Annotated in this window: 24 protein-coding genes; 11 read left to right on the top strand and 13 right to left on the bottom strand. The window is 72.0% G+C overall.

The genetic code is table 11. From position 1 onward, the window contains the following. The first annotated feature begins 10 nt into the window (after positions 1-10). The 6 genes from ACIGFK_RS24495 (at position 11) to ACIGFK_RS24470 (ending at position 6,087) form a co-directional block, all read left to right on the top strand. Complete coding sequence (locus tag ACIGFK_RS24495) at positions 11-322, top strand: urease subunit beta (protein WP_376657125.1); 312 nt, start codon at positions 11-13, stop codon at positions 320-322. After that, positions 315-2,036 (top strand): urease subunit alpha, encoded by a 1,722-nt coding sequence (locus ACIGFK_RS24490; RefSeq protein ID WP_376657126.1) that lies wholly within the window; start codon positions 315-317, stop codon positions 2,034-2,036. Before ACIGFK_RS24495 ends, ACIGFK_RS24490 begins: the two co-directional genes overlap by 8 nt. Positions 2,037-2,052: 16 nt before the next feature. Continuing rightward, on the top strand, positions 2,053-2,727 hold the full coding sequence (locus ACIGFK_RS24485) for an urease accessory protein UreF (RefSeq protein ID WP_376657127.1): 675 nt from the start codon (positions 2,053-2,055) through the stop codon (positions 2,725-2,727). A gap of 19 nt (positions 2,728-2,746) precedes the next feature. Then, positions 2,747-3,442, top strand: a complete 696-nt coding sequence (ureG, locus tag ACIGFK_RS24480) for an urease accessory protein UreG (protein ID WP_376657128.1) — start codon at positions 2,747-2,749, stop codon at positions 3,440-3,442. Continuing rightward, positions 3,439-4,224, top strand: coding sequence for an urease accessory protein UreD (locus ACIGFK_RS24475; protein WP_376657129.1), 786 nt, complete (start codon positions 3,439-3,441; stop codon positions 4,222-4,224). The genes ureG and ACIGFK_RS24475 overlap by 4 nt, the downstream gene beginning before the upstream one ends. A gap of 246 nt (positions 4,225-4,470) precedes the next feature. Beyond that, positions 4,471-6,087, top strand: a complete 1,617-nt coding sequence (locus ACIGFK_RS24470; protein ID WP_400053644.1) for an alpha/beta hydrolase — start codon at positions 4,471-4,473, stop codon at positions 6,085-6,087. A gap of 34 nt (positions 6,088-6,121) precedes the next feature. Here ACIGFK_RS24470 and ACIGFK_RS24465 read toward each other — a convergent pair whose 3' ends face one another. The 6 genes from ACIGFK_RS24465 to ACIGFK_RS24440 form a co-directional block, all read right to left on the bottom strand. After that, positions 6,122-6,832: a lysophospholipid acyltransferase family protein gene (locus tag ACIGFK_RS24465; protein WP_376657130.1), complete on the bottom strand. Its 711-nt coding sequence runs from the start codon at positions 6,830-6,832 to the stop codon at positions 6,122-6,124. An 84-nt stretch (positions 6,833-6,916) separates the two neighbouring features. After that, entirely contained in the window at positions 6,917-7,075 is a 159-nt protein-coding gene (locus ACIGFK_RS24460; protein ID WP_376657131.1) for a hypothetical protein, read from the bottom strand. Between the two features lie 32 nt (positions 7,076-7,107). Next, entirely contained in the window at positions 7,108-8,064 is a 957-nt protein-coding gene (locus ACIGFK_RS24455; protein WP_376657132.1) for a cytochrome c oxidase assembly protein, read from the bottom strand. A 103-nt stretch (positions 8,065-8,167) separates the two neighbouring features. Further along, complete coding sequence (locus tag ACIGFK_RS24450; protein WP_376657133.1) at positions 8,168-9,193, bottom strand: 6-phosphofructokinase; 1,026 nt, start codon at positions 9,191-9,193, stop codon at positions 8,168-8,170. 190 nt (positions 9,194-9,383) lie between these two features. Beyond that, positions 9,384-10,112, bottom strand: coding sequence for a type 1 glutamine amidotransferase (locus tag ACIGFK_RS24445; protein WP_386466959.1), 729 nt, complete (start codon positions 10,110-10,112; stop codon positions 9,384-9,386). A 20-nt stretch (positions 10,113-10,132) separates the two neighbouring features. Then, positions 10,133-11,371, bottom strand: coding sequence for a MurT ligase domain-containing protein (locus ACIGFK_RS24440; protein WP_376662412.1), 1,239 nt, complete (start codon positions 11,369-11,371; stop codon positions 10,133-10,135). A 122-nt stretch (positions 11,372-11,493) separates the two neighbouring features. Between ACIGFK_RS24440 and def the strand changes: the two genes are divergently transcribed. Next, complete coding sequence (gene def, locus ACIGFK_RS24435; RefSeq protein WP_400053582.1) at positions 11,494-12,048, top strand: peptide deformylase; 555 nt, start codon at positions 11,494-11,496, stop codon at positions 12,046-12,048. A gap of 308 nt (positions 12,049-12,356) precedes the next feature. Here the strand turns inward: def and ACIGFK_RS24430 are convergent, their stop codons facing one another. Then, a complete protein-coding gene (locus ACIGFK_RS24430) occupies positions 12,357-13,001 on the bottom strand; it encodes a TetR family transcriptional regulator (protein WP_376656965.1) in 645 nt (214 codons plus the stop codon). Between the two features lie 197 nt (positions 13,002-13,198). Here ACIGFK_RS24430 and ACIGFK_RS24425 point away from each other — a divergent pair, with 197 nt between their 5' ends. Beyond that, positions 13,199-14,428 carry an acyl-CoA dehydrogenase family protein gene (locus tag ACIGFK_RS24425; protein ID WP_376656966.1) on the top strand — a complete coding sequence of 410 codons (1,230 nt, stop codon included), beginning with the start codon at positions 13,199-13,201 and terminating at the stop codon, positions 14,426-14,428. 47 nt (positions 14,429-14,475) lie between these two features. Here the strand turns inward: ACIGFK_RS24425 and ACIGFK_RS24420 are convergent, their stop codons facing one another. Further along, a complete protein-coding gene (locus ACIGFK_RS24420; RefSeq protein WP_376656967.1) occupies positions 14,476-14,757 on the bottom strand; it encodes a hypothetical protein in 282 nt (93 codons plus the stop codon). Positions 14,758-15,078: 321 nt separating this feature from the next. Between ACIGFK_RS24420 and ACIGFK_RS24415 the strand changes: the two genes are divergently transcribed. Beyond that, the gene (locus tag ACIGFK_RS24415) at positions 15,079-15,264 is read left to right on the top strand and encodes a DUF5999 family protein (protein ID WP_365170754.1); all 186 of its coding nucleotides are present in this window, start codon (positions 15,079-15,081) and stop codon (positions 15,262-15,264) included. Positions 15,265-15,407: 143 nt separating this feature from the next. Here ACIGFK_RS24415 and ACIGFK_RS24410 read toward each other — a convergent pair whose 3' ends face one another. Continuing rightward, positions 15,408-17,519 (bottom strand): NB-ARC domain-containing protein, encoded by a 2,112-nt coding sequence (locus ACIGFK_RS24410; protein WP_376656968.1) that lies wholly within the window; start codon positions 17,517-17,519, stop codon positions 15,408-15,410. A gap of 63 nt (positions 17,520-17,582) precedes the next feature. After that, a complete protein-coding gene (locus tag ACIGFK_RS24405; RefSeq protein ID WP_400053578.1) occupies positions 17,583-18,533 on the bottom strand; it encodes a fibronectin type III domain-containing protein in 951 nt (316 codons plus the stop codon). Positions 18,534-18,755: 222 nt separating this feature from the next. On the opposite strand from ACIGFK_RS24405, the gene ACIGFK_RS24400 reads away from it, so the two are divergent. After that, the gene (locus tag ACIGFK_RS24400; RefSeq protein WP_376656970.1) at positions 18,756-18,950 is read left to right on the top strand and encodes a hypothetical protein; all 195 of its coding nucleotides are present in this window, start codon (positions 18,756-18,758) and stop codon (positions 18,948-18,950) included. 145 nt (positions 18,951-19,095) lie between these two features. Continuing rightward, entirely contained in the window at positions 19,096-20,664 is a 1,569-nt protein-coding gene (locus tag ACIGFK_RS24395; protein WP_376656971.1) for a hypothetical protein, read from the top strand. Positions 20,665-20,759: 95 nt separating this feature from the next. Here ACIGFK_RS24395 and ACIGFK_RS24390 read toward each other — a convergent pair whose 3' ends face one another. The 3 genes from ACIGFK_RS24390 to ACIGFK_RS24380 are packed head-to-tail and all read right to left on the bottom strand — an operon-like array spanning position 20,760 to position 24,328. Beyond that, a complete protein-coding gene (locus ACIGFK_RS24390; protein WP_376656972.1) occupies positions 20,760-21,887 on the bottom strand; it encodes an LLM class flavin-dependent oxidoreductase in 1,128 nt (375 codons plus the stop codon). A gap of 9 nt (positions 21,888-21,896) precedes the next feature. Beyond that, the gene (locus tag ACIGFK_RS24385) at positions 21,897-22,943 is read right to left on the bottom strand and encodes an LLM class flavin-dependent oxidoreductase (protein ID WP_376656973.1); all 1,047 of its coding nucleotides are present in this window, start codon (positions 22,941-22,943) and stop codon (positions 21,897-21,899) included. Beyond that, positions 22,940-24,328, bottom strand: a complete 1,389-nt coding sequence (locus tag ACIGFK_RS24380) for an NtaA/DmoA family FMN-dependent monooxygenase (RefSeq protein ID WP_400053575.1) — start codon at positions 24,326-24,328, stop codon at positions 22,940-22,942. Before ACIGFK_RS24380 ends, ACIGFK_RS24385 begins: the two co-directional genes overlap by 4 nt. Positions 24,329-24,342: the final 14 nt, after the last annotated feature.

Genomic DNA, 24,342 nt, shown 5'->3' with positions numbered 1-24,342 from the left:
AGTCACCCGTATGATCCCGGGCGAGATCGCCTACGGGGACGGACCGGTGCTCCTCAACGAGGGCCGTCCCGTCACCCGCCTCACCGTGCTCAACGCCGCCGACCGGCCCGTCCAGGTCGGCTCCCACTACCACTTCGCCGAGGTCAACCCCGGCCTCGAATTCGACCGGCTCGCCGCCCGCGGGCTGCGCCTCGACATCGCCGCCGGCACGGCCGTCCGCTTCGAGCCGGGCATCCCGGTCGCGGTGGACCTCGTACCGCTGGCCGGACTGCGCACCGTGCCGGGCCTGCGCGGCGAGACCGGAGGGCCGCTCGATGTCTGAGATCTCCCGGCAGGTGTACGCGGACCTCTTCGGGCCGACCGCGGGCGACCGGATCCGGCTGGCCGACACGGACCTCTTCGTCGAGATCGAACAGGACCTGGCCGGCGGCCCCGGGCGGGCCGGCGACGAGGCCGTCTTCGGCGGCGGCAAAGTGATCCGCGAGTCCATGGGGCAGGCCCGCACCACCCGGGCGGAGGGCGCACCCGACACCGTGATCACCGGTGTCGTCGTCCTCGACCACTGGGGCATCGTGAAGGCCGACATCGGCATCCGCGACGGCCGGATCTGCGGCATCGGCAAGGCCGGCAACCCCGACACCATGGACGGAGTGGACCCCGCGCTCGTCATCGGCCCCGAGACCGAGATCATCGCGGGCAACGGGAAGATCGTCACCGCCGGCGCCATAGACGCCCACGTGCACTTCATCTCGCCCACGGTCATAGAGGAGGCGCTCGCCTCCGGGATCACCACCCTCGTCGGCGGCGGCACCGGACCGGCCGAAGGCTCCAAGGCCACCACCGTCACCCCGGGACCCTGGCACCTGGCCCGGATGTTCGCGGCGCTGGAGGCCTACCCGGTCAACATCGGCCTGCTCGGCAAGGGGAACACGACCTCCCGCGAGGCCATGCACTCCCAACTGCGGGGCGGTGCCCTCGGATTCAAGATCCACGAGGACTGGGGCTCCACCCCCGCCGTCATCGACGCCTGCCTGAGCGTCTGCGAGGAGACCGGCGCCCAGGTCGCCATCCACACCGACACCCTCAACGAGGCCGGCTTCGTCGCCGACACCCTGGCGGCCATCGCAGGGCGGACCATCCACTCGTACCACACCGAGGGCGCCGGCGGCGGGCACGCACCCGACATCATCAGCGTGGTCTCCGAGCCGAACGTCCTGCCCAGCTCCACCAACCCCACCCGGCCGCACACCGTCAACACCGTCGAGGAACACCTCGACATGCTGATGGTCTGCCACCACCTCAACCCGGCCGTCCCCGAGGACCTCGCCTTCGCCGAATCCCGGATCCGGCCCTCGACCATCGCCGCCGAGGACGTCCTGCACGACCTCGGGGCCATCTCCATCATCTCCTCCGACTCCCAGGCCATGGGCCGGGTCGGCGAGGTCGTGCTGCGCACCTGGCAGACCGCCCACGTGATGAAGAAGCGGCGCGGCTTCCTGCCCGGCGACGGCCCCGCGGACAACCACCGCGCCCGCCGCTACGTCGCCAAGTACACGATCAACCCCGCCGTGGCCCAGGGCCTCGCCCGCGACATCGGCTCGGTCGAGAACGGCAAACTCGCCGACCTGGTGCTGTGGAACCCCGCCTTCTTCGGGGTCAAGCCCGAACTGGTCATCAAGGGCGGCCAGATCGCCTACGCGCAGATGGGCGACGCCAACGCCTCCATCCCCACCCCGCAGCCCGTCCTGCCCCGCCCGATGTTCGGCAGCCACGGTCGCGCACCCGCACTGAACTCGCTCAACTTCACCGCGCAGGCGGCCCTCGACGACGGACTGCCCGAACGGCTCGGCCTGGGCAAGACCTTCACGGCCATCGAGAACACCCGCAAGGTCTCCAAGGCGGACATGCGCAACAACGACGCCATGCCGCGGGTCGAGGTCGACGCCGACACCTTCACGGTCACCATCGACGGCGAGGCCGTGGAGCCCGCGCCCGCGGTGGAACTGCCCATGGCCCAGAGATACTTCCTCTTCTGATGGGCGGCGCAGTCCGATGAGCCTCGCCGCACTGCTCGTCCTCGCCGACGGCCGCTTCCCCGCCGGAGGGCACGCCCACTCCGGCGGGGCCGAGGCCGCCTGCAAGGCGGGCCGGATCCACGACGCCGCCACCCTGGAGGACTTCTGCCGGGGCCGGCTGCACACCTCCGGGCTCACCGCGGCCGCCCTCGCCGCGGCCGCCGCCCTCGGGCTCGACCCGGTGGCGCTCGACGCCGCCGCCGACGCCCGCACCCCCTCGCCCGCGCTGCGCTCCGCGGCCCGCAAGCTCGGCCGGCAACTGCTGCGCGCCGCCCGGGCCACCTGGCCGGCGCCCGAACTGGACGCACTGACCGCGGCCTTCCCGCGCGGGGCCCACCAGCCCGTGGTGCTCGGCGTCACCGCCCGGGCGGCGGGGCTCAGGTCCCTCGACGCCGCGCACGTGGCGGCGTACGAGAGCGTCAGCGGTCCCGCCACCGCGACCGTGCGCCTGCTCGGCCTGGACCCCTTCGAGGCGAGCGGGGTGCTGGCCCGGCTCGCCCCCGAGCTCGACGGCGTCTGCGCCGAGGCGGAGTCGGCCGCGCTGCTGGCCCGCTCCGAAGGCGCGGACGCGCTGCCCGCGGCCTCCTCACCGCTGCTGGACATCTCGGCACAGGCCCATGCCGACTGGCCGGTACGCCTCTTCGCTTCCTGAACCCCCAAGGAGACCCCCCATGCACCTCGACCACGCCGTGACCTATCCCCAGCGGCACACCCACAGCGCCGACCCGGTGCGGCCCGACGGCACCCGGCGCGCCCTGCGGATCGGCCTCGGCGGACCCGTCGGCTCCGGCAAGACCGCCACCGTCGCCGCCCTGTGCCGCGCCCTGCGCAGCGAGCTCTCCATGGCCGTCGTCACCAACGACATCTACACCCGGGAGGACGCCGAGTTCCTGCTGCGCGAGGCCGTCCTGCCCCCCGAGCGGATCGCCGCCGTCGAGACCGGCGCCTGCCCGCACACCGCCATCCGCGACGACATCTCCGCCAACCTGGAGGCCGTCGAGGAACTGGAGGACACCTTCCGCGAGAACGGCCGACTCGACCTGATCCTCGTCGAGTCCGGCGGGGACAACCTCACGGCCACCTTCTCCCGCGGACTCGTCGACGCCCAGATCTTCGTCATCGACGTGGCGGGCGGGGACGACATCCCCCGCAAGGGCGGCCCCGGCGTCACCACCGCGGACCTCCTCGTCGTCAACAAGACCGACCTGGCCCCCCACGTCGGCTCCGACCTCGGCCGGATGGCCCGCGACGCCGCCGAGCAGCGCGGTGAACTGCCCGTCGCCTTCCAGTCGCTGCGCGGCCCCGAAGGAGTGGGCCCGGTGGCCGACTGGGTGCGCGGGCGGATCGCCGCCTGGAGCACCCGGTGACCACCGCACCTCCCCTCTCCCCGCCCCCGGCGGGCGTACGGGCCACCGCCCGCATCCGCGCGGCCGCCGACGGGCGGGGCGGCACCGCCCTGCCGCTGCTGGCCGGGGAAGGACCGCTCGCCCTGCGCCGCACCCGGGGCGCCGGAGCCGAGGCCGGAGTGATGCTCGTCGGCGCCATGAGCGCCCCCCTCGGCGGGGACCACCTCACGGTCGAGGCCGAGGTCGGGCCCGGGGCGCACCTCGCGATGGGCTCGGCGGCGGCCACCCTGGCCCTGCCCGGCCGGGGCGGCGAGCCCGCGCGGTACGACGTACGCCTGACCCTGGGCGACGGGGCGTCCGTGCGCTGGCTGCCGGAGCCGCTGGTCTCCGTACGCGGCAGCGAACTGCGGGTGCGCACGCGGGTGGAGCTGGCCCCCACCGCCCGGCTGCTGCTGCGCGAGGAACAGGTGCTGGGCCGCAGCGGCGAGGCCCCGGGCCTGCTGCGCAGCCGCCTCTCCGTCACCCGGGACGGGCGGCCGCTGCTGGACCAGGAGCTCGCCTGCGGACCGGGCGCCCCCGGCGGCTGGGACGGCCCGGCCGGCCTCGCCGGGCACCGGGTCCTCGGCCAACTCCTCGTCGTGAATCCGGACTTCTCCGGGCAGCCGCCGCAGGCCCGGACGCTGGGGGAGTTCGCGGCGGTGACCCCGCTGGCCGGACCCGCGGTCCTGGTCACGGCCCTCGCTCCCGACGCACTCGCACTGCGCACGCTGCTGGAGGAGGCCCGCGGTACCTACTGCTGGTGACCGCGGGGCGAACACGGGACGAAGCAGACACCGCTCAGCGGTACACACCTTTCCGGTTATCGGGTTGGCAAAGAAGTCGAACCGGCTCTGTCGCCAACTCCCGGTAAGGCGCAAGGATCCCCCTGCATGCGGACCGCCGCACCCGGCGGTCCGCGCCGTATCTGACGCAGGGGGATCAACCACGTGATACGCAACGCGGCGCTGGGGAGCGCCGCCACACTGATCACCGGAACGCTGGCGGCGAGCATGCTGCTCGCCACGCCCGCCTCGGCGGCCACCGCCGGCCGTGACAACGGGCTCCCGGAGGCGCTGGGCGTCCAGCTCGCCGCCGCGCGGGCCGCCCGTACCGGGATCGACTGGAAGGACTGCCCGGCCGACTGGGGCTTCGCCGCCCCGATCCAGTGCGGCTGGGTCAAGGTTCCGCTCGACTACGCCAAGCCCTTCGGCAAGACCATCGACATCGCCGTCGACCGCGCGGTCAGCACGGGTACCAAGGAGGAGCGCCAGGGCGCGCTCGTCTACAACCCCGGCGGTCCCGGCGGTTCGGGCATGCGCTTCCCGCGCCGGTCCACCACCAAGAGCCCGCTGTGGGTCAACACCGCCAAGGCGTACGACTTCGTCGGGTTCGACCCGCGCGGTGTCGGACATTCGGCGCCGATCTCCTGCATCGACCCGCAGGAGTTCGTCAAGGCCCCCAAGGCCGACCCGGTCCCGGACTCCGAGGCCGACAAGAGCGCCCAGCGCAAGCTCGCCGCGGAGTACGCGGACGGCTGCAAGGAGCGCAGCGGCGAGATGCTGCCGTACATGACCACTCCGAACACCGCGCGCGACCTGGACGTCATCCGGGCCGCCCTCGGTGAGAAGAAGCTGAACTTCCTCGGCGTCTCCTACGGCACCTACATCGGCGGGGTCTACGCGACCCTGTTCCCGAACCACGTGCGCCGCATGATCGTCGACAGCGTGGTCAACCCGGCGCAGGACAACATCTGGTACGAGGCCAACCTCGGCCAGGACGTCGCCTTCCAGATGCGCTGGAACGACTGGCAGGACTGGGTCGCCAAGAACGACGCGTCCTTCCACCTCGGCGACACCCGTGCCAAGGTCGAGGCCAAGTACCAGGAGCTGCGCGCCAAGGCCAAGGCGCACCCGCTCGGCGGGATCGTCGGCCCGGCGGAGCTCATCGGCTTCTTCCAGGGCGCGCCGTACTACGACTCGTCCTGGGTGCCCGTCGCCCAGACCTTCGCGGCCTGGGCCGCCGGTGACGAGCAGGCGCTCATCGACGCCATCGCCCCGGACATGACGGACACCGCGGGCAACGCGGCCTCGGAGAACGGCAACGCCGTCTACACGGCCGTCGAGTGCGCGGACGCCAAGTGGCCCACCAGCTGGGCCAAGTGGGACCGGGACAACTCCAAGCTGCACGAGAAGTACCCGTTCCTGACCTGGTCCAACGCCTGGATGAACCTGCCCTGCGCGACCTGGAAGTCCAAGCAGAGCAACCCGATCGAGGTCGGCGCGAATGCCAAGCGCGGTCTGCCGCCGGTCCTGATCGTCCAGTCCGAGCGGGACGCGGCCACGCCGTACGAGGGCGGGGTCGAGCTGCACCGCCGTCTCGGCGGCTCGCGTCTGATCACCGAGAAGAACGCCGGCTCGCACGGTGTCACCAGCCTGGTGAACCCCTGCATCAACACGCGGGTCGACGCCTACCTGCTGACCGGCAAGGTCGACGCCCAGGACGTGACGTGCGACCCGCACGCCACCCCGGTCGCTCCGGCCCCCTCCGCGGCCCGGGCGCTGACGTCCGACGCCGCACCGGCGGACTCAGTGTTCCCGGCGCGTGAGGAGCTCCCGGCCATCCGTTAAGGACCGGGAGCGGCAGTGACGTACGGGAGAAGGCTCAGCGTGAGGAGCGCCGGGCCTTCTTCCGTGCTTCCTCCTCCTCGGCCTTGACCTCGGCCGCGTACCGGTCGACGTACTCCTGGCCGGACAGTTCGAGGATCGCGTACATGATCTCGTCCGTGACGGCCCGCAGCACGGCCCGCTCGCCCTCCAGGCCCTCGTACCGGGAGAAGTCCAGCGGCCGGCCGAAGCGGATCGTCACCCGCCGGATGTTCGGGATCTTCTGCCCGGGAGGCTGGATCTCGAAGGTTCCGACCATCGCGCACGGGATGACCGGCACGCCCGCGCGCAGCGCCATCGCGGCCACGCCCACCTTGCCCTTGTAGAGTCGCCCGTCGTGCGAGCGGGTGCCCTCCGGGTAGATGCCCAGCAGTTCGTCCTTGGCCAGCACCCCCAGACCCTCCCGCAGGGCGGCCTGCCCGGCGTCCTTGCCGGACCGGTCCACCGGGATCTGCCCGGCGCTGCGGAAGAAGGCGGCGGTCAGCCGCCCCTTCACGCCGGGGCCGGTGAAGTACTCGGCCTTCGCGAGGAAGGTGATCCGCCGCTTGAGGATCGCCGGCATCAGGAAGTGGTCCGAGAACGACAGATGGTTGCCCGCGACGATCGCCGCGCCCTCGGCCGGAATGTTCTCCAGCCCCTCGATCCGGGGGCGGAACAGCAGCCGCAGCAGCGGACCGAGCAAGACGTGCTTGAGCAAGTGGTAGAACACCAGGTCACTCCCGTCGATGTCCCGTTGTCACGGTCATCCTACGGACGGTGAGCCCGCCTGCCCGAGGGGGGTGACGTGACTTCGTCAACCGTTACGGGAAGCAGCCATTCCGGCAGTCAGCAGCCCCAGCACGATCCATCCGAACCAAAGCCAGCCGTTGCTGCCGAGGGCCACGGAGTACGTGGCGACGGCCACCAGGGCGGCGAAGGTCAGGACGGCCATCGCCTTCACGGATCCGGTCATGCCCCATGGTGGCGCGCGAAGGCGCTCCCGCGCTACTGGCCACGCGCGCGGAGCGAGGCGAGATACGAGTTGTACGCCGCCAGCTCCTGATCGCCGTCCCGGTCGGCGGCCCGGTCGGACCGCTTCGCCGCCCGCTGCTCCGAGTGGTACCACTGGTACATCAGCGCGATCAGCACCAGCACCGAGGGGATCTCGCTGAAGGCCCAGGCGATCCCGCCGCCCCACTGCTGGTCGAGCAGCGGGTCGATCCCGAGGGAGGCCGGCGGGTTCGAGTACGTCTTGATCATCGGCTGGGTGGCCATCATCAGGGCGATGCCGAAGAAGGCGTGGAAGGGCATGCCCGCGAAGAGCTCCAGCATCCGCATCACGTAGCCGGGGCGGTGCGGGCCCGGGTCGACGCCCATGATCGGCCAGAAGAACACGATGCCCACGGCGAGGAAGTGGACCATCATCGCGATGTGCCCGGTCCTGCTCTCCATCAGGAAGTCGAAGAGCGGGGTGAAGTACAGGGCGTACAGGCTCGCGATGAACATCGGGATCGTGAACGCCGGGTGCGTGATGATCCGCATGTACCGGCTGTGCAGCAGCATCAGGAGCAGCTCGCGCGGACCCTTGCTGCCGCGCGCGGCGGGCGGCAGGGCGCGCAGCGCCAGCGTCATCGGCGCCCCGAGCAGCAGCAGGATCGGGGTGATCATGCTGATCACCATGTGCTGGACCATGTGCACGCTGAACATGACCATGCCGTAGTCGTTCAGCTTGGTGCACATCACCAGGACCACGGTCAGGACGCCGATCGTGAACGCGATCGTCCGGCCCGCCGACCACGAGTCCCCGCGGCGGCGCAGCCGCAGCACGCCCCACCCGTACAGGGCGAGGCCGAGCAGCGAGCCGAACAGGAAGAAGGCGTCGAAGGAGAACTCCAGCCCGCGGCCGAGGGTGAAGGGTGGCAGGTCCATGTTCATGTCCATGCCGTGCCCGCTGTGATCCATCTGTTCACTCCCTTGACCGTGGTGCCCCACCACAGTAGTGCCGCCCCCGGACGCTACTGCGCGCGGGGGCGGCATCAGGGCAAAAGGGGCGCCCGAAAGGGCGTCACAGAACGTTCTGCGCCTCTTCGTAGCGCTGCGCCGGAACCGTCTTGAGGGTCGAGGTCGCCTCCGCGAGCGGCACCATCTCGATCTCCGTGCCGCGCAGCGCCGTCAGCATGCCGAACTCGCCCCGGTGCGCCGCCTCCACGGCGTGCCAGCCGAAGCGGGTGGCCAGGACCCGGTCGTAGGCCGTGGGCGTGCCACCGCGCTGGACGTGGCCGAGGATCACCGGCCGGGCCTCCTTGCCCAGGCGGTTCTCCAGCTCCACCGCGAGCCGGTTGCCGATGCCGGCGAACCGCTCGTGGCCGTAGATGTCGGTACCGCCCTGCTCCAGCTCCATCGAGCCGGGCTTCGGCTTGGCGCCCTCGGCGACCACGACGATCGCGAACCGCTTGCCCGCGGAGAAGCGCTCGCCGACGATCTCCGTCAGCTGCTCGATGTCGAAGGGGCGCTCCGGCACCACGATCGCGTGCGCGCCGGCCGCCATGCCCGAGTGCAGGGCGATCCAGCCGGTGTGGCGGCCCATGACCTCGACGACCATCACGCGCTGGTGGGACTCGGCGGTGGTCTTCAGCCGGTCCAGGGCCTCGGTCGCGACGCCGACGGCGGTGTCGAAGCCGAAGGTGACGTCGGTCGACGCGATGTCGTTGTCGATGGTCTTCGGGACGCCCACGATGGGCAGACCGGCCTGGGACAGCAGGTTCGCGGCCTTCAGCGTGCCTTCGCCGCCGATGGGGATGATCGCGTCGAGGCCGAGGTCCGCGACGTGGCCGCGGGCGCGCTCCACGCCGTCGCGCAGGTGCGCGGGCTGGACGCGGGAGGAGCCGAGGATCGTGCCGCCGCGGGCGAGGATGCCCGCCACGGCGTCGAGGTCGAGCTTGCGGTAGTCCGCCTCCAGCAGGCCCTTCCAGCCGTCGAGGAAGCCGATCACCTCGTCGCCGTGGTCCACGACGGCGCGGTGCACGACGGAACGGATGACGGCATTCAGGCCGGGGCAGTCGCCACCGGAAGTGAGCACACCTATGCGCATGGCAGGAGAGACCTTTGCAACGTGGGCCGACGACCGGACCACGTCGTCCGGTTGGAACTACCCGTCACCCTACAAGCGGAAGGAGGGTGGACTGAACCATCCTCCACATCCTGATCTTGAAGGTCGTACGAATGCACGTCGGCCCGGTTCCCACCAGGGGGAACCGGGCCGAAGGGCTGGTACGGGGGTGCTACGCGGGCTGCGTCGCGGCCGCGATGCGCTCCGCGCGGAGCGCCTCGTACCACCGGTCGTCTATGGGCGGCAGGGCGTTCACGTCGAGGGCCAGCTTGAGCAGCAGGTCCGCGATCTGCGGGTTGCGGGCCATCACGGGGCCGTGCATGTACGTGCCGAACACCGTGTCGTTGTACGCGCCTTCGGTCCCGTCGCCGGTGCCGTTGCCGCGGCCCATCGTCACCCGGGCGAACGGTTTCGCCGTGGGGCCGAGGTGGGTCACGCCCTGGTGGTTCTCGAAGCCCGTCAGCTGCGGCAGGCCGAGCCGCGGGTCGATGTCCGCGAGGACGTCGCCGACGCACCGCTCGCCCTCACCGCGCACGGTGACGACGTCCAGCAGGCCCAGCCCCTCCTGGCGCTGGCCCATGTCGTTGACGAACTCCTTGCCGAGGATCTGGTAGCCGGCGCAGACGGAGAAGACGATCGCCCCGTTCGAGACGGCCCGCTCCAGACCGCCGTCGCGCAGCAGGCGCTCCGCGGCGAGCCGCTGCGGCCGGTCCTCGCCGCCGCCGATCAGGTAGATGTCACCCGAGGTGGGGATCGGCTGGTCGCTGCGCACGTCCACGCGCTGCACGTCCAGACCGCGCTGGCGCGCCCGGCGCTCCACCACGAGGGCGTTGCCCTGGTCTCCGTACGTGCTCAGCAGGTCGGGGTAGACCCACACCAGACGCAGGCTGTTGTCGCTCATGCTCTCTGTCCTTGAGGGTGCTAGTTGCCGACGCGGCGGCGGACGTCCTGGAAGGCGGTGTAGTTCGCGATCAGCTCGATCTGGCCGGGCGGCGCGAGCTGCACGGCCTCGTCGAGGGTCTCGCACACCCGGAAGTCCAGCCCCGCGACCTCGAGGCGGACCGCCAGGTCCAGCTTGCGGTCGCCGATCACGAAGATCGGGTGGCCGGCCAGGCGCGGGTAGTCCACGTCCCACAGCCAGGAGGTGTCGGTGCCGTCGGCACCGCGCGCGTTCACCGAGAGGATCACCGGCGTGGGCGGGGGGTCGATCAGGGAAAACGTTTCGAGCCAGCCCGCCGGGTTCTTCGCGAGCAGCAGCCGCAGCTCACGGCCCTGGAAATTGACCACGTCGTAGCGGCCGGCGACGGCCTGCACCTGGTACATCCGCTCCAGCGCGACCTGCGGCGGCACGCCGAAGACGGCGGCGACGGCCGCCGAGGTGGCGGCGTTCGCCTTGTTGGCGCGGCCGGGCAGCTGGAGCTGGATCGGCCAGGCCGAACCGTGCGGGTCCAGCACGTGGTCGCCCGAGAGGACCCAGGTCGGCGTCGGGCGGCGGAAACCGCACTCGCCGCAGAACCAGTCGTCGCCCGGGCGCTGCATGACGCCACCGCAGGAGGGGCACGACCAGGCGTCGTCCTTCCACTCCTGGCCGGCGGCGACCCAGACCACGTTCTGCGAGGAGGACGCGGACCACACGATCAGCGGGTCGTCGCAGTTCGCGACGATGACCGCCTTCGAACCCTCGAGGCCCTCGCGCCACTTCTCCGCGAGCATGCGGGTCTCGGCAGCGCGGTCCAGCTGGTCGCGGGAGAGGTTCAGCAGGGCGATCACCTTGGGGGTGACGTCCCGGGCCACGCCCGCCAGGTACTTCTCGTCCACCTCGATGACGCCGTACTTGGCGTCCGAGCCGCCGGCGAGGGCCGAGGTGATGCCGGCCGGCATGTTCGCGCCCAGCGCGTTGGAGACGACCGGACCGCTGGCCCGCAGGGCCTCCGCGATCAGCCGGGTCGTCGTGGTCTTGCCGTTCGTCGCGGAGACGAGGACGACATCGAGATGCTGCGCGAGTGCTCCGAGGAGATCGGGGTCGAGTCTGAGCGCGACCTTGCCTCCGATCACCGATCCGCTTCCGCGTCCCGCGGCCCGCGACACCGCCGCCGCGGCCTTGCCCGCCGTCACGGCCAGCTTGGCCCGCGGCGAAAGCGGCTCCGTGTTGCCTGCCATCGTCCCTTGTCCTCCTAGCGTCGGTCGCCCCAGCCTATCCAGTACCTGCAGGAGCCTTCACCGCGGCGCCCCAACGCCACGGCAGATCTCCTCATATATTCGCCCGTCGTACCCTTACGGCCATGCGACAGCGCCCCATCCCAGGTACCACCGGTCACGTCCGCACCATGAGCCTCCTGGGCGATCCGGTGCTGCATTCCGCTTGTGCGGAGGTCACCGAATTCGGTCCGGCCCTCGACCGGCTCATCGAGGACATGTTCGCGACGATGTACGCCGCGGAGGGCGTCGGGCTCGCGGCGAACCAGATCGGCGTGGGGCAGCGGGTGTTCGTGTACGACTGCCCGGACGACGAGGACGTGCGGCACGTCGGGCACATCGTCAACCCGCGGCTGGTCTCCGCGGACGGGGACGAGTTCCTCGGGCCCGAGGGGTGCCTGTCCCTGCCGGGGCTGGAAGCGGGCACGCCGCGGTTCGACCGGGCGGTCGTGGAGGGGGTCACTTCGGACGGCGCGGCCGTGCGGATCGAGGGGACGGGGTTCTTCGCGCGGTGCCTGCAGCACGAGTGCGATCACCTTGCCGGTGCGGTGTACGCGGACCGGGTGACGGGTCTGCGCGCGCGTCGCCTGCGGCGTGCCATCCGCAAGACCCCGTGGGGCGCGGCGGCCTTCCGCGACTAGCCCGGCGGCCCCGGGCAACTCGCCCGGCCCCGGCCCGCCTCCGCGGCTGCGCCGTCGGCTGTCGGTTCGGCCGGCTGCCGTGCGCCCCGGGCTCCGCCGGGGCGCATCCAGCCCCTCCGGCGTTCGAGGAGCGGGTCCGGGCAGAGCCCGGTGCCCGGCGGAGCCGGGTTTCCTGGGGCTCCGCCCCAGACCCCGCGCCCCAGACCCCGCGCCTCAAACGCCGGCGAGGCTGAATGTGCCCGCGGCTGGGCTGGACTTTGCCCGGGCAGCCGGCCGGAGAGGTGCGGCGGAGCCGGGAGGCGGCGGGGTCAGAAGCCCGGGCCGTCCTGGCGGTTGCCGGCGGTGGAGAGGCGGCCCCAGAGGAGGTCGGTGAGACCGGCCACGAGTTCCGCGCGCTCGCAGGGGCGTTCGCCCAGCCACCAGTCGCCCGCCGCGTGCATCATGCCGACGATGCCGTGGCCCCACACCCGGGCCAGGCGCTCACCGCCGGGGCCGAGGTCGACCCGTTCGCCGATCACCTGGGCCAGCTCCTCGCCGAGCCTGCGCAGCAGCGGCGCCGAGTGCAGGCCCACGTCGAAGCCGCGCTCGGTGCTGTGGGAGTCCTCGGCCGGGTGCATCAGGAAGCGGTAGACCTGCGGGCGGGCCTCGATGGCGGCGAGGTAGGTGTCGAGCGTGTGCTCCACCCGGCTCCGGCGCTCGGCCGGGGCGTCGAGCGCGGCCCGCAGGGAGTCCAGCAGGGCGTCCGTGTGCCGGACGGCGAGGGCCTGGTAGAGGCCGGCCTTGTCGCCGAAGTGGCGGTAGAGGATCGGCTTGGTGATGCCGGCCTCGGCCGCGATGGCGTTCATGGAGGCCTTGGGGCCGTCCCTGAGCACGACCCGGTCGGCCGCTTCGAGCAGTTCCCGGCGCCGGCGGTCGGCCGCTCCGGGCTCGCCGGCCTGCTGCGTGGTCTCCATGACGTGATTCTCTCCCCGCCCTTGCGATGTGCGTGACGCCCACGCAACGTAACACCCCGCACACCCTCCCGATCCCATCGGCCTTGCCTCCTCCGGCCGTGCTTGACAGTGCTTACTCGCCGGTAACAGACTGTGGCGATCGTGGCGGTTACTGCTGGTAACCCGCGCTAGGACGAGTACGGACAGGTGGAGGGGACATGGCGGAGTTCACCATGGAGCTGAACGACGACCAGAAGCAGGTGCAGGAGTGGATCCACGGCTTCGCCGCCGATGTGATCCGGCCCGCCGCCGCGGAATGGGACGAGCGCGAGGAGACTCCCTGGCCCGTCATCCAGGAGGCCGCCAAGGTCGGCATCTACTCCCTCGACTTCTACGCCCAGCAGTTCTTCGACCCGACGGGCCTCGGCATCCCGATGGCGATGGAGGAGCTGTTCTGGGGCGACGCGGGCATCGCCCTGTCCATCGTGGGCACCGGACTCGCGGCCATCGGCGTCGTCGCCAACGGCACCGAGGAGCAGATCGGCACCTGGATCCCGCAGATGTACGGCACCCCGGACGACGTGAAGGTGGCCGCCTTCTGCTCCTCCGAGCCGGACGCCGGCTCGGACGTCGGGGCCATGCGGACACGGGCCGTCTACGACCAGGCCAAGGACGAGTGGGTGCTGAACGGCACCAAGACCTGGGCGACCAACGGCGGCATCGCCAACGTCCACATCGTCGTGGCCGTGGTCGACCCGGAGCTGGGCACCAAGGGGCACGCCTCCTTCATCGTCCCGCCGAACACCCCGGGGCTGTCCCAGGGGCAGAAGTTCAAGAAGCACGGCATCCGGGCCTCGCACACCGCCGAGGTGGTGCTGGAGGACGTACGGGTCCCGGGGTCCTGCCTGCTCGGCGGCAAGGAGAAGCTGGACGAGCGGCTGGCGCGGGCGCACGAGCGGGCCCGCAGCGGCGGCGGCGAGCGCGTGAAGAACGCCGCCATGGCCACCTTCGAGGCCTCCCGGCCCGCCGTCGGCGCGATGGCGGTCGGCACGGCGCGCGCGGCGTACGAGGTGGCGCTGGACTACGCGAAGACCCGCACCCAGTTCGGCCGTCCGATCATCGACAACCAGGGCGTGGCCTTCCAGCTCGCCGACATGCGGACGCAGATCGACGCCGCCCGGCTGATGGTGTGGCGCGCCTCGTGGATGGCGGTCGCGGGCCGGCCGTTCACCTCGGCGGAGGGCTCGATGTCGAAGCTCTTCGCGAGCGAGGTGGCCAAGAAGGTCACCGCCCAGGCGGTCCAGATCCTCGGCGGCAACGGGTTCACCCGGGAGTACCCGGTGGAGCGCATGCACCGGGACAGCGCGATCTACACGATCTTCGAGGGGACGAGCGAGATCCAGCGGCTCGTCATCGCCCGGACCCTGTCCGGCCTCCCGATCCGCTAGCGGGCCGCCCCCGGTCCCCGGGCCCGTCCCGCCCCCGGTCCGGCTCGTCAGGCGGCGGGCCGGGCCAGGAGGCGGGTCAGGGCCCGGCCGAAGAGGCGGTGGCCCGCCCTGGCCACCAGCGGGTCCAGGAGGCGGGGGAGGAGGGTGAGGCGGAGGGACTCGTTCCAGTGGATCTCGCTGCCCCCGCCGGGGGAGGGGCGGATCTCGATCTCCGCCCAGCCCGTCACCGCGCGGCCGAGCTTCTCCAGCCGGACGAAGCCCGGCCCGGTCTCCGTCGGGGGGTGCCAGACGACGACTTCCATCGGGTCGTCGAATGTGACCCTGCCCACGCCCGTTCGAGCCCTGAAGATCGTCCCGACGCGCGTGGGCCCGGGCGTCTCGATGATCGTCCGCGTGAGAGGGACCTGCGCGCCGTGCCCCGCCCAGTCCGTCAGCCGTTTCCACGATTCGGAAGGGGGCAGGTGTGTCTGGTGAACGATCCGGATAACGGGCATGAGCGCATGGTAATCGGGCATACACACCTTGAACTGGACCCCGAATATGGGTTCCGCCGGGGGGTGGCGATCAGTAATACTCACCGCCACCGTGGATCGCGGATTCGACCGGGTGACCACCGGCCTTCCCGCCCCACACTTGCGAGGAGGTGCGCCATGTGCTCCCACCAGCCCCCCTGCCCGTCCGCCGACAGCGCCGATCACGACGCGGCCCGCACCGTGGCTTCCCATCCGGAACAGGGATGGAGTCTGCTCTGCAACGGCGTGGTCGTCTTCGACGACACAGGTGAACTGCTCCCCGAAGGCCAGACGGTGGAACCCCGCCGCCCGGCCCTGGTCTGAGCCAGGAGGCAGCATGCGCCAGCAGCTGATCCGCAAGCCCGTCCCCAAGCCCGCTCCCCGAGACCTGGATCTGCGCACACCGTCGGGCAGACCCCTCCCGTACTGACGGGAGCCCACGAGTTACGCCGCCCACCGGCCGCCGGTCAGCCGGTGGGTGCGGCAGCGCCGCCCAGGAAGGCCGTCTCGTACGCGGCGTCGCCGATCGCCGCCCGGGCCTGCCGCTCGCCCTGGTCCCGCAGGGCCGTCAGCGAGGGGGAGCCCATCTGCGGCCGGCCCACGGTGCGCCACCAGGCGTGCCCGGTGCCCAGCAGCCGCGCCGCCAGTTCGCCGTCGCCCAGCGCCGCCACTGCCGCGGCCAGCAGGTCGAGGCCCAGCGCGATCCCGAAGCGGTCGCCGAGCAGCCGCTTCCCCGACAGCATCGCCCGCACGTGCCGGGCCGCCTCGCCGTGTTCGCCGAGGCCCAGCGCCGCCACCGCCAGGATGTAGTCCGCGTAGGCCCGCAGCCAGCGTTCCCCCAGCTCCGCGCAGGCCTCCCGCAGTGACCGCGCCTCTTCCGCCGCCTCCTCGAACCTCCGCAGGTCGCACAGCGCGTAGCCGGTGGCCAGTTTGCACAGCAGCCAGCCCGCGCCGTCGGTACGCCCGCCGTGGCCCGCCCGGGCCCGCGGCCCGGCCAGCGCCAGGGCCCGTGCCGGATCGCCCGGCATCATGACCGCCACCGCGTGCAGATAGGCCGCGCGCAGCTCCCGCTCCGGGTCCCCCAGCACGGCGGCGTCCCGCGTGCACTCCTCGCCGAGCCCGACCGCCGCCTCCATGTCGCCCTGGAGCAGCGCGGTGAGCCCGAGCGCCCACAGGGCCTGCTGGCGGGCCGGCCCCGGGTGCGGGTCGGCCCGCAGGGCCCGTTCCAGGAAGCCCCGGCCCTCGTGCACGTGCCCGCAGGAGAACCAGTAGAACCACAGCGCCCCGGCCATCCCCAGGGCCGCCTCCGGGTCGGTGCCCAGCAGGTGTTCCAGGGCCGTGCGGAGCTGTGCGTGCTCGGCGGTCATCCTGCGGTACCAGTCGACCTGGCCCGGGCCCAGCCAGCCCCGGTCGGCGGCCTCGCAGAGCGCCGCGTACCAGTGTGCGTGCCGGTCGGAGACGATCTGCACCTCGCCGAGCTCGGCCAGCCAGTCGTGCCCGTACTCGCGGATCGTGTCCAGCATCCGGTAGCGGGCCCCCGCACCCCGCTCCTCGCTGCGCAGCACGACCGACTTGGCGACCAGGCCCGCCAGTACGCGCTCCACGCGTGAGGCGCCCAGCGGACCGCCCGCGCACACCGCGCGGGCGGCGGCGATGTCGAAGTCCCCCGAGAACACGGACAAGCGGGCCCAGAGCAGCCGCTCCAGCGGCTCGCACAGCTCGTGGCTCCAGCCGATCGTGGTGCGCATCGTCTGGTGCCGGGGCACCCGCGAGGCCCGGCCATCCGACGAGTGGCACGTCGACAGCACGTCGAAGCGTTCGCCGAGCCGTTCCGCCATCTGCTCCAGCGACCACAACCGCATCCGGGCTCCCGCGAGTTCGAGAGCGAGCGGGATGCCGTCGAGCCGCCTGCAGACCTCGGCGGCGACCGTCGTACGGGCGGGGTCCGCGAACACGGCCGCCGCCTGAGGGGTCGCGGCGAGGGCGCGGGCGCGGAAGAGGACGAGGGCGTCGCTGTCGGGCCCCTCGCAGGGCAGCGGGCGTACCTCGACGACCTCCTCGCCGGGGGAGCCGAGCGGCTCGCGGGAGGTGACCACGACGGTCAACCCGGGTGCGGACTGCAGGAGTTCGCCCACCAGGTGGCGGCAGTCGGTCACCAGGTGCTCGCAGGTGTCCAGTACGAGCAGGAGCTTCTTGTCCGCCATCCAGGCGCACAACTCCTCGTCCAGGGGCCGCGCCGAGTGGTCCGCGAGGCCGACGGCGTGGGAGATGGTCGTGGTGAGCAGGCCGGGGTCGCGCAGCGGCGAAAGCTCCACCCACCACACGCCGTCGGGTTTCGGCCCCCGGGCCTCGGAGACGGCCCGCAGGGCGAGCCGGGACTTGCCGACACCGCCCACCCCGGTGAGGGTGATCAGCCGCCGGTCCTTCAACAGATCCCGCAGCAGCGCCAGTTCGCGTTCGCGGCCGACGAAGCCGGAGGGTGCCGGCGGCAGGTTCCCCGCCGCGGTCGCCGGGGTGCGCGCGGGATCGCCGTCGGCGGATCCTGCCTGATTGTCATTGACCGAGTACTCACCGAACACGGATGTATTGTGCGTGATCTTCTTATCCGACAGAGTCGGTTCCGGCCAGATCGTTGCCGAAACTCACCCCGCGAGGGTGATGGTCCGTTCCGCGGAGAAGGCGCCCCAGTTCCCGTCGGGCAGTCTGGCCCGCAGTTTGACGGCCCACACCGTACCGGCGGGCTCGGTCACCGTGAGCCGGTGCTCCGCCCGGCCGCTGGGGACCGCGCCCGCGCCGAACTGGATGACGGTGGTGGCCCGTCCGTTGACGTACAGCTCGTACTCGCTGGTTGCGCGTCCGGTGTCCGGGGCGGTCCAGGCGAGGGCCACCGTGCCGGGGGAGGCGGTCGCGGTGAACTCGGCGGGAGCGGTGTTCGGGCCGTCGCCGGAGGCGGGCGGGGTCGTCACGTCCACGGCGGGGCCGTCGGGGGAGGAGTTGTCCGCCCCGTCGCGGGCGCGGACCGTGAGGGTGTAGACGGTGTCGGGCTGGAGGCCCGTCAGTGCGGTTTCGCTCGCGCCCGGGCCCGCTGTGTGGATGCGCACGCCGCCCTGGTAGACGTCGTACGCGGTCACGCCCGTGTCGTCGCTCGCCGGGGTCCAGGACACCAGGGCCGCCCGGGGGCCCGTCGCGCGGGCCGCGACCGAGGCCGGGGCGGTGGGCGGCTGCCGGTCCTCGGCCTTGGCCGCCGGAGTGGTCACGCTCACGGGCGGGCCCGGTTCGGAGAGGTTCCCGGCGGCGTCCCGGGCCCGGACCGTGAAGGTGTACCCGGTCTGCGGGCTGAGGCCGGTGACGTCCACCATGGTCTTCCCGGCCGGGAGTTCGCGCACCAGGGCGCCGGCTTCGAAGACCTGGTAGCCGCTCACCCCCTCGCCCTCGGCGGCGGCGTTCCACATGACGTGCACGCTGGTGGCGCTGCCGGCCTGGGCGGTGAGTCCGGCGGGGGCGGAGGGCGGTGTGGTGTCGGACGCGGTGCAGGCCGCCGCCGGGGCCGCGAGGGCCAGGTACAGGGCGAGTGTGGGGGCGGTGCGTCGCACGGGTGCCGTCCTCCGCTTCCTTCGGCCGGAAAGGTCTAGACATATATGGCACGCGGATCGCAGGCCGGGCAAGAGGCCGGCGCCGGCCTTTCCGGCTCCCCGCCGGCTGATCGTCAAGGACCGGATGAACGTCACGGACGGTCAACACCCGTTCGGCGGACACCTCGTTCGCCCGGTGGGACCCCTCTCTGCGCCAACATGGCGCCGAGCAAGGAGGTTTCGATGGTGATTTCCCTCTCCGTGGTCGTCCTGCTGATCGTCCTCGCGTGGATCTTCCTGCGCAGCGGCGGCCTCAAGTTCTCGCACGCGCTCGTCTGCGTGCTGCTCGGGTTCTACCTGGCGAGCAGCAGCATGGCCGCGACCATCCACAACGGCCTGGCCGCCACGGCCGACGTGGTCGGCAGCCTCAAGCCGTAGACCGGCGATGTCGATCAACTGTTGCGTGTTCGTGAATCGCACGGAACATCCATGGACTCTTCGGGCAAGGCGATCTAGCGTCTGGCCGCGGCGCGATGTCAGACACCTTGTCAACAGAACCGAAGAGAATAGGGAGGAGGCCCGCATGTTCCGAAGAGCGCTGAACTGCGCCGTGATACCGGTGGTCGCCGTATTCGCGACGATCAACGCCATCACGCCGGCGGGGGCCGACGAGATACCCAAGACCCCCGGCCACCGCCTGGTCAGCCACTACGAGGGCGCCCCGGCCGCCGCGGCCCCGCTGCCCGGGGAAGCGCCGCCGCAGCACCCGTTCCTCGCGCCCAACGGCCGCGCGGGCATGCACTCCGACGCGGGCGGCAGCGCCACCTCGCCCTGGTCGGGCCCGCTCGGCAAGAACCTCCAGGTCAAGAGCGAGGCCATCGCGGCCCTCGGCGGCGAGTGCGCCACCGCCACCTTCGACTCCGCGGGCCGGCTCGTCACCGTCTGCGGGACCTTCTCGGGCTTCAAGGTCAAGCTCCTGGAGCCCCGTACGCTGGCCACGCTCGCGGAGTACAAGCTCCCGCAGCGTTCCTCGACGGTCGAGGCGATCACCCAGCTCGACTTCTCGAAGATCTTCAAGGACACCTCGGGCGGCGCCTACTTCTACCTGGACAACCAGGACCGGGCCGTACTGGCCGACTCCCGCCAGCACATCCTGCGGCTGTCCCACTCCCAGAACCCCGACGGGAGCTGGAAGTTCGCGATAGACGACGACTGGGACCTCACCGGCCAGGTACCGCACGACTGCGTCAGCTGGACCAACCTGTGGCCCAGTGGCACCTGTGACCCCGTCACCTCCGTGATGCCCGACTGGAACGGGCGCATCTGGTGGGTCACCCGCCAGGGCCGCGTCGGCACCGTGGACCCGGCGACCTCGCAGATCCGCTCCGTACAGCTGGCGGGCGAGGAGATCCAGAACTCCTTCTCGGTGGCCGAGGACGGCGTCTCCATCGTCTCCGACCACGCGCTCTACAGCTTCCGCGCCGCCGCCGACGGAACCCCCGTGGTGCAGTGGCGCCAGGCGTACGACCGCGGCACCGGCACCAAGCCCGGCTCCGTGAACCAGGGTTCGGGCACCACCCCGGACCTCTTCGGCAACGGCTACGTCGCCATCACCGACAACGCCGACGACCGGATGAACGTCCTGGTCTACAAGCGGGGCGTGGACGTCCCCGCCGGCCAGAGGCTGGTCTGCAAGGTGCCCGTGTTCGGCTCCGGCGCCTCGACCACCGACAACTCCCTGATCACCTGGGGCAACAGCATCGTCGTCGAGAACAACTACGGCTACGAGAACGTGACGACGCTGCTCATGGGCAAGTCGGTCGTCGGCGGCGTCAGCCGCATCGACGTCCGCCCGGACGGCAGCGGCTGCGACACGGTCTGGGAGAGCGCGATCCGTGCTCCCTCCGTCGTCCCCAAGCTCTCCACCGCCAACGGACTGCTCTACTTCTACGAGAAGCAGCCCAACTTCTGGGGCGTCGACGCCTGGTACCTCACCGCCGTGGACTTCCGCACCGGTGAGCGGCGCTGGAGCCGGCTGACCGGAACCGGACCGCTGTACGACAACAACTGGGCCCCGATCACCCTCGGCCCGGACGGCACGGCCTACGTCGGCGTCTTCAACGGCATCGTCGCGGTCCGCGACGGGGACTGACACCCCCCCCGCACGGGGTAGCCGGCCGGCCCGCGACCCGCGCCGGCCGGCTCCGTTCCGTTCCGTTCCGCACCGCTGCCGAGCCCGGCCGGCGGTCAGCGGCGCGCCCACTCCTCGGCCAGCAGCCGGTACGAGTCGACCCGGGCCGCGTGGTCGTGGGTGATGGTGGTGATCAGCAACTCGTCCGCCCCGGTGGCCTCCTGGAGCCGCTCCAGCTGATCGGCCACGGTCCGCGCCGAACCCGCGAACTGGGTCTCCACCCGGTCGGCCACCAGCGCCCGGTCCGCTTCGGTCCAGGGCAGGGCGCGTGCTTCTGCGGGGGTGGGGAACGGGATGGCGCCCTCGCCGCTGCGGATGCTGCGCACCCAGGGCGCGTACCCGGTGGCCAGCTCCCGGGCCGTCTCGTCGTCCCCGGCGACGACGACGTCGGCCGAGACCGTCAGGTACGGCCGGTCCAGCTCGGCGGACGGCTTGAAGGCGGCCCGGTAGGCGTCGGCGGCCTCGAGCACCGAGGCGGGGCTGACGTGGTAGTTCGCGGCGAACCGCAGCCCGTTGCGCCCCGCCGCCTCCGCACTGACCCCACCGCTGCTCCCCAGGATCCACACCTGTACGTCGGCCCCCTCGCCTGGGACGGCGTGCGCCTCCACCCCTTCCGGGGAGCGGTACTCGCCCCGCAGCAGCGCGAGGACGTCGTCGACCTGCTCGGCGTAATCCTGAGGCTGGGCGCCGGGCAGGTTCAGCAGCTTCTGCTGGAGCAGGAGGCGCGGGTGGCCGATCAGGTGCGCGAAGGAGAACCGTTCCGGGATGCGCAGCCCGTTCGCCGTGTACCCGTCCACGACCGGGGTGGTGGGCGGCGCGGGCTCCCCGGTGCGCGCCGGTGGCCGGCCCGCCGAGCGGCCCAGCCCCAGGTCGATGCGGCCCGGGTGCAGCGCGTCGATCAGGCCGAACTCCTCGACCGTCGACAGTGCGGTGCGGTGTCCGAGCTGCACCGCACCGGAGCCGAGCCGGATGCTGCTCGTCGCCGAGGCGGTCAGTGCGAGGACCACCGCCGGTGAGGTCCCGGCGACCCCCGGGTTGAGGTGGTGCTCGGCGAACCAGTAGCGGGCGTAGCCGAAGCCCTCCGCCCGCCGGGCCAGGTCGATGCTGCGGTGCAGGGCGTCGGCGGCGGTGGAACCGGACGTGACCGGGATCAGGTCGAGGACCCCGAGGGGGATGCCGGACATGGCGGCTCCTTAAAGGTCGGAGAAGGACGGGTCGGGGATCTCGCGGCGCAGCACCGGCGCGATCTCGGACTGGAAGAGTTCGAGCGAGTCCCGGTGCTCCGCGCGGGTGAGCCCGCCCGGCTCGGCCTGTAGGTGCAGGACGGTGTGGCCGAACTCCTCGTGGTAGCGGTGGACCTTCTCGATCACCTGCTGCGGGCTGCCGATCAGCGCGGAACTGCGCTCGACGAAGTCCTCCAGGGTGGGGAACACGGGAGGGGTGCCCAGCTGCTCGTGGAAGCCCAGGTACCGGGCGAAAGCAGGCCGGTACGCCGCCACCGCCTGCTGCGAGGTGGGCGCCGCGTGGTAGCCGGCCGTGCCCGCGCCGACGACCGCGTGGGCCGGGTCGTGCCCGTAGTGCTCCCAGCGCTCCCGGTAGTGGCGGATGAGCTCGGCGTACGGGCCGATCGGATGGGTGACGTTCGCCGAGAACAGCGGATCGCCGTGGCGCGCCGCGAGGTCGACGGACTCCCGGCTGGTGGCGCTGCCGTGCCAGACGCGAAGCTCCCGCTGGAACGGCCTCGGCAGCGCCTCCGCCGCGGTCAGCTCCGGGCGGAACCGCGGCCGGGCGGTCACCTCGTCCTCGCGCCAGAGCCGCCGGAACAGCTCGTAGCCCTCGGAGTTGCGCTCCCACTGGTCCTCGGGGGCCACCTGGAACAGCTCGCGCTGGGCCGTTCCGTTGCCCTTGCCGATCATCAGCTCCAGGCGCCCGTCGCTGAGGTGGTCGAGCGTCGCGTAGTCCTCGTACGCCCGGACCGGATCGAGCAGGCTCAGCGTCGTGACGGCCGTGTACAGCCGGATCCGGCGGGTCAGGGCCGCGATGTGCGACAGGACCACGGGCGGCGAGGACGACAGGAACGGCCGTTCGTGACGCTCGCCCACACCGAACCCGTCGAACCCGAGCTGCTCCGCGAACACCGCGGCGTCGACGACCTCGCGGAACCGTTCGCGGGTCGGGGTGGGGGAGCCGGTCACCGGATCGGCGGAATCCGTGATCAGGGTGATGGCGAGGAACTTCACGAGGCGGCGGCCCCACCCGCGGCCCGGCCGGCGGCCGGCTCCGGCACGGCGAGGCCGAGGTGGTCGCGCAGCGTGGTCCCTTCGTAGTCGGTGCGGAAGACACCGCGCTCCTGGAGCAGCGGGACCACGGTGTCGGCGAAGACGTCCAGGCCGCCCGGGGTGATGTGCGGGACCAGGATGAAGCCGTCGGCGGCGTCCGCCTGCACCAGGGTGTCGATCCTGTCGGCGACGGTGGCGGCCGAGCCGACGAAGGTCTGCCGGGAGGTGGTGGCGATGACGAGCTCCCGGATGGACAGGTTCTTGGCCGCGGCGAGCTCGCGCCACTGCCGCGCCGTGGCGAGCGGGTCGGAGAACTGGCGTACGCTCGCCCGCCCGAGGGCGACGGTGTTCTCCCCGGGTTCCGGGTCGATGCCGGGCAGCGGGCCGTCCGGGTCGTAGGCCGAAAGGTCCCGGTTCCAGACGTGCTCCAGGTACTTGATCGCGGTCTGCCCGCTGACCTGGAGCCGGCGCACCTCGTGGGCGAGCTCCTGCGCCTCGGCGTCGGTGTCGCCGAGGACGAAGGTGGCCGCGGGCAGGATCTTCAACTGGTCCTGCGTACGGCCGTACTTGGCGAGACGGCCCTTGACGTCCGCGTAGAACGCGCGGCCCTCGTCGAGGGTCCCGTACCGGCCGAAGATCGCGTCGGCGCTCGAGGCGGCGAACTCGCGGCCCTCGTCGGAATCGCCCGCCTGGAAGATCACCGGACGCCCCTGCGGGCTCCGCGGGACGTTGAACCGGCCCTCGATGCCGAAGTGCCGTCCCTGGTGGCGGAACGCCCCGGCGCGGGCGTCGCGCAGGAAGGTGCCCGATCCGGCGTCGGCGACGATCTCGGTGCCGTCCCAGGAGTCGAACAGCTCGGTGGCCGTGGCCAGGAACTCCTGGGCGCGGGAGTAGCGGTCCTCGCGGGGCAGGAAGCCCCCGCGGCGGAAGTTCTCCCCGGTGAAGGCGTCCCAGGAGGTGACGACGTTCCAGGCGGACCGGCCGTCGGAGAGGTGGTCGAGCGAGGCGAACTGACGGGCCACCTCGTACGGTTCGTTGAAGGTGGAGTTGATGGTGCCGGTCAGGCCGAGGCGCTCGGTGACCGCCGCCAGCGCGGCGAGCACCGTGAAGGTGTCGGGCCGGCCGACGACGTCCAGGTCGTAGATCTCGCCGCCCTGTTCGCGCAGGCGCAGCCCCTCGGCGAGGAAGAGGAAGTCGAACTTGGCGCGCTCGGCGGTCCGCGCGAAATGGACGAACGAGTCGAAGTCGATGTGGCTGCCGGCCGCCGGGTCGCTCCACACGGTGGTGTTGTTGACGCCCGGGAAATGGGCGGCGAGATGGATCCGCTTGAGCGGCTTGGTGCTCATGGATCGTCCTTTCC

This window comes from Streptomyces sp. NPDC085524, from assembly GCF_044541755.1.
Taxonomy (GTDB): Bacteria; Actinomycetota; Actinomycetes; order Streptomycetales; family Streptomycetaceae; genus Streptomyces.
This window is presented reverse-complemented; position numbering and strand designations above follow the sequence as displayed.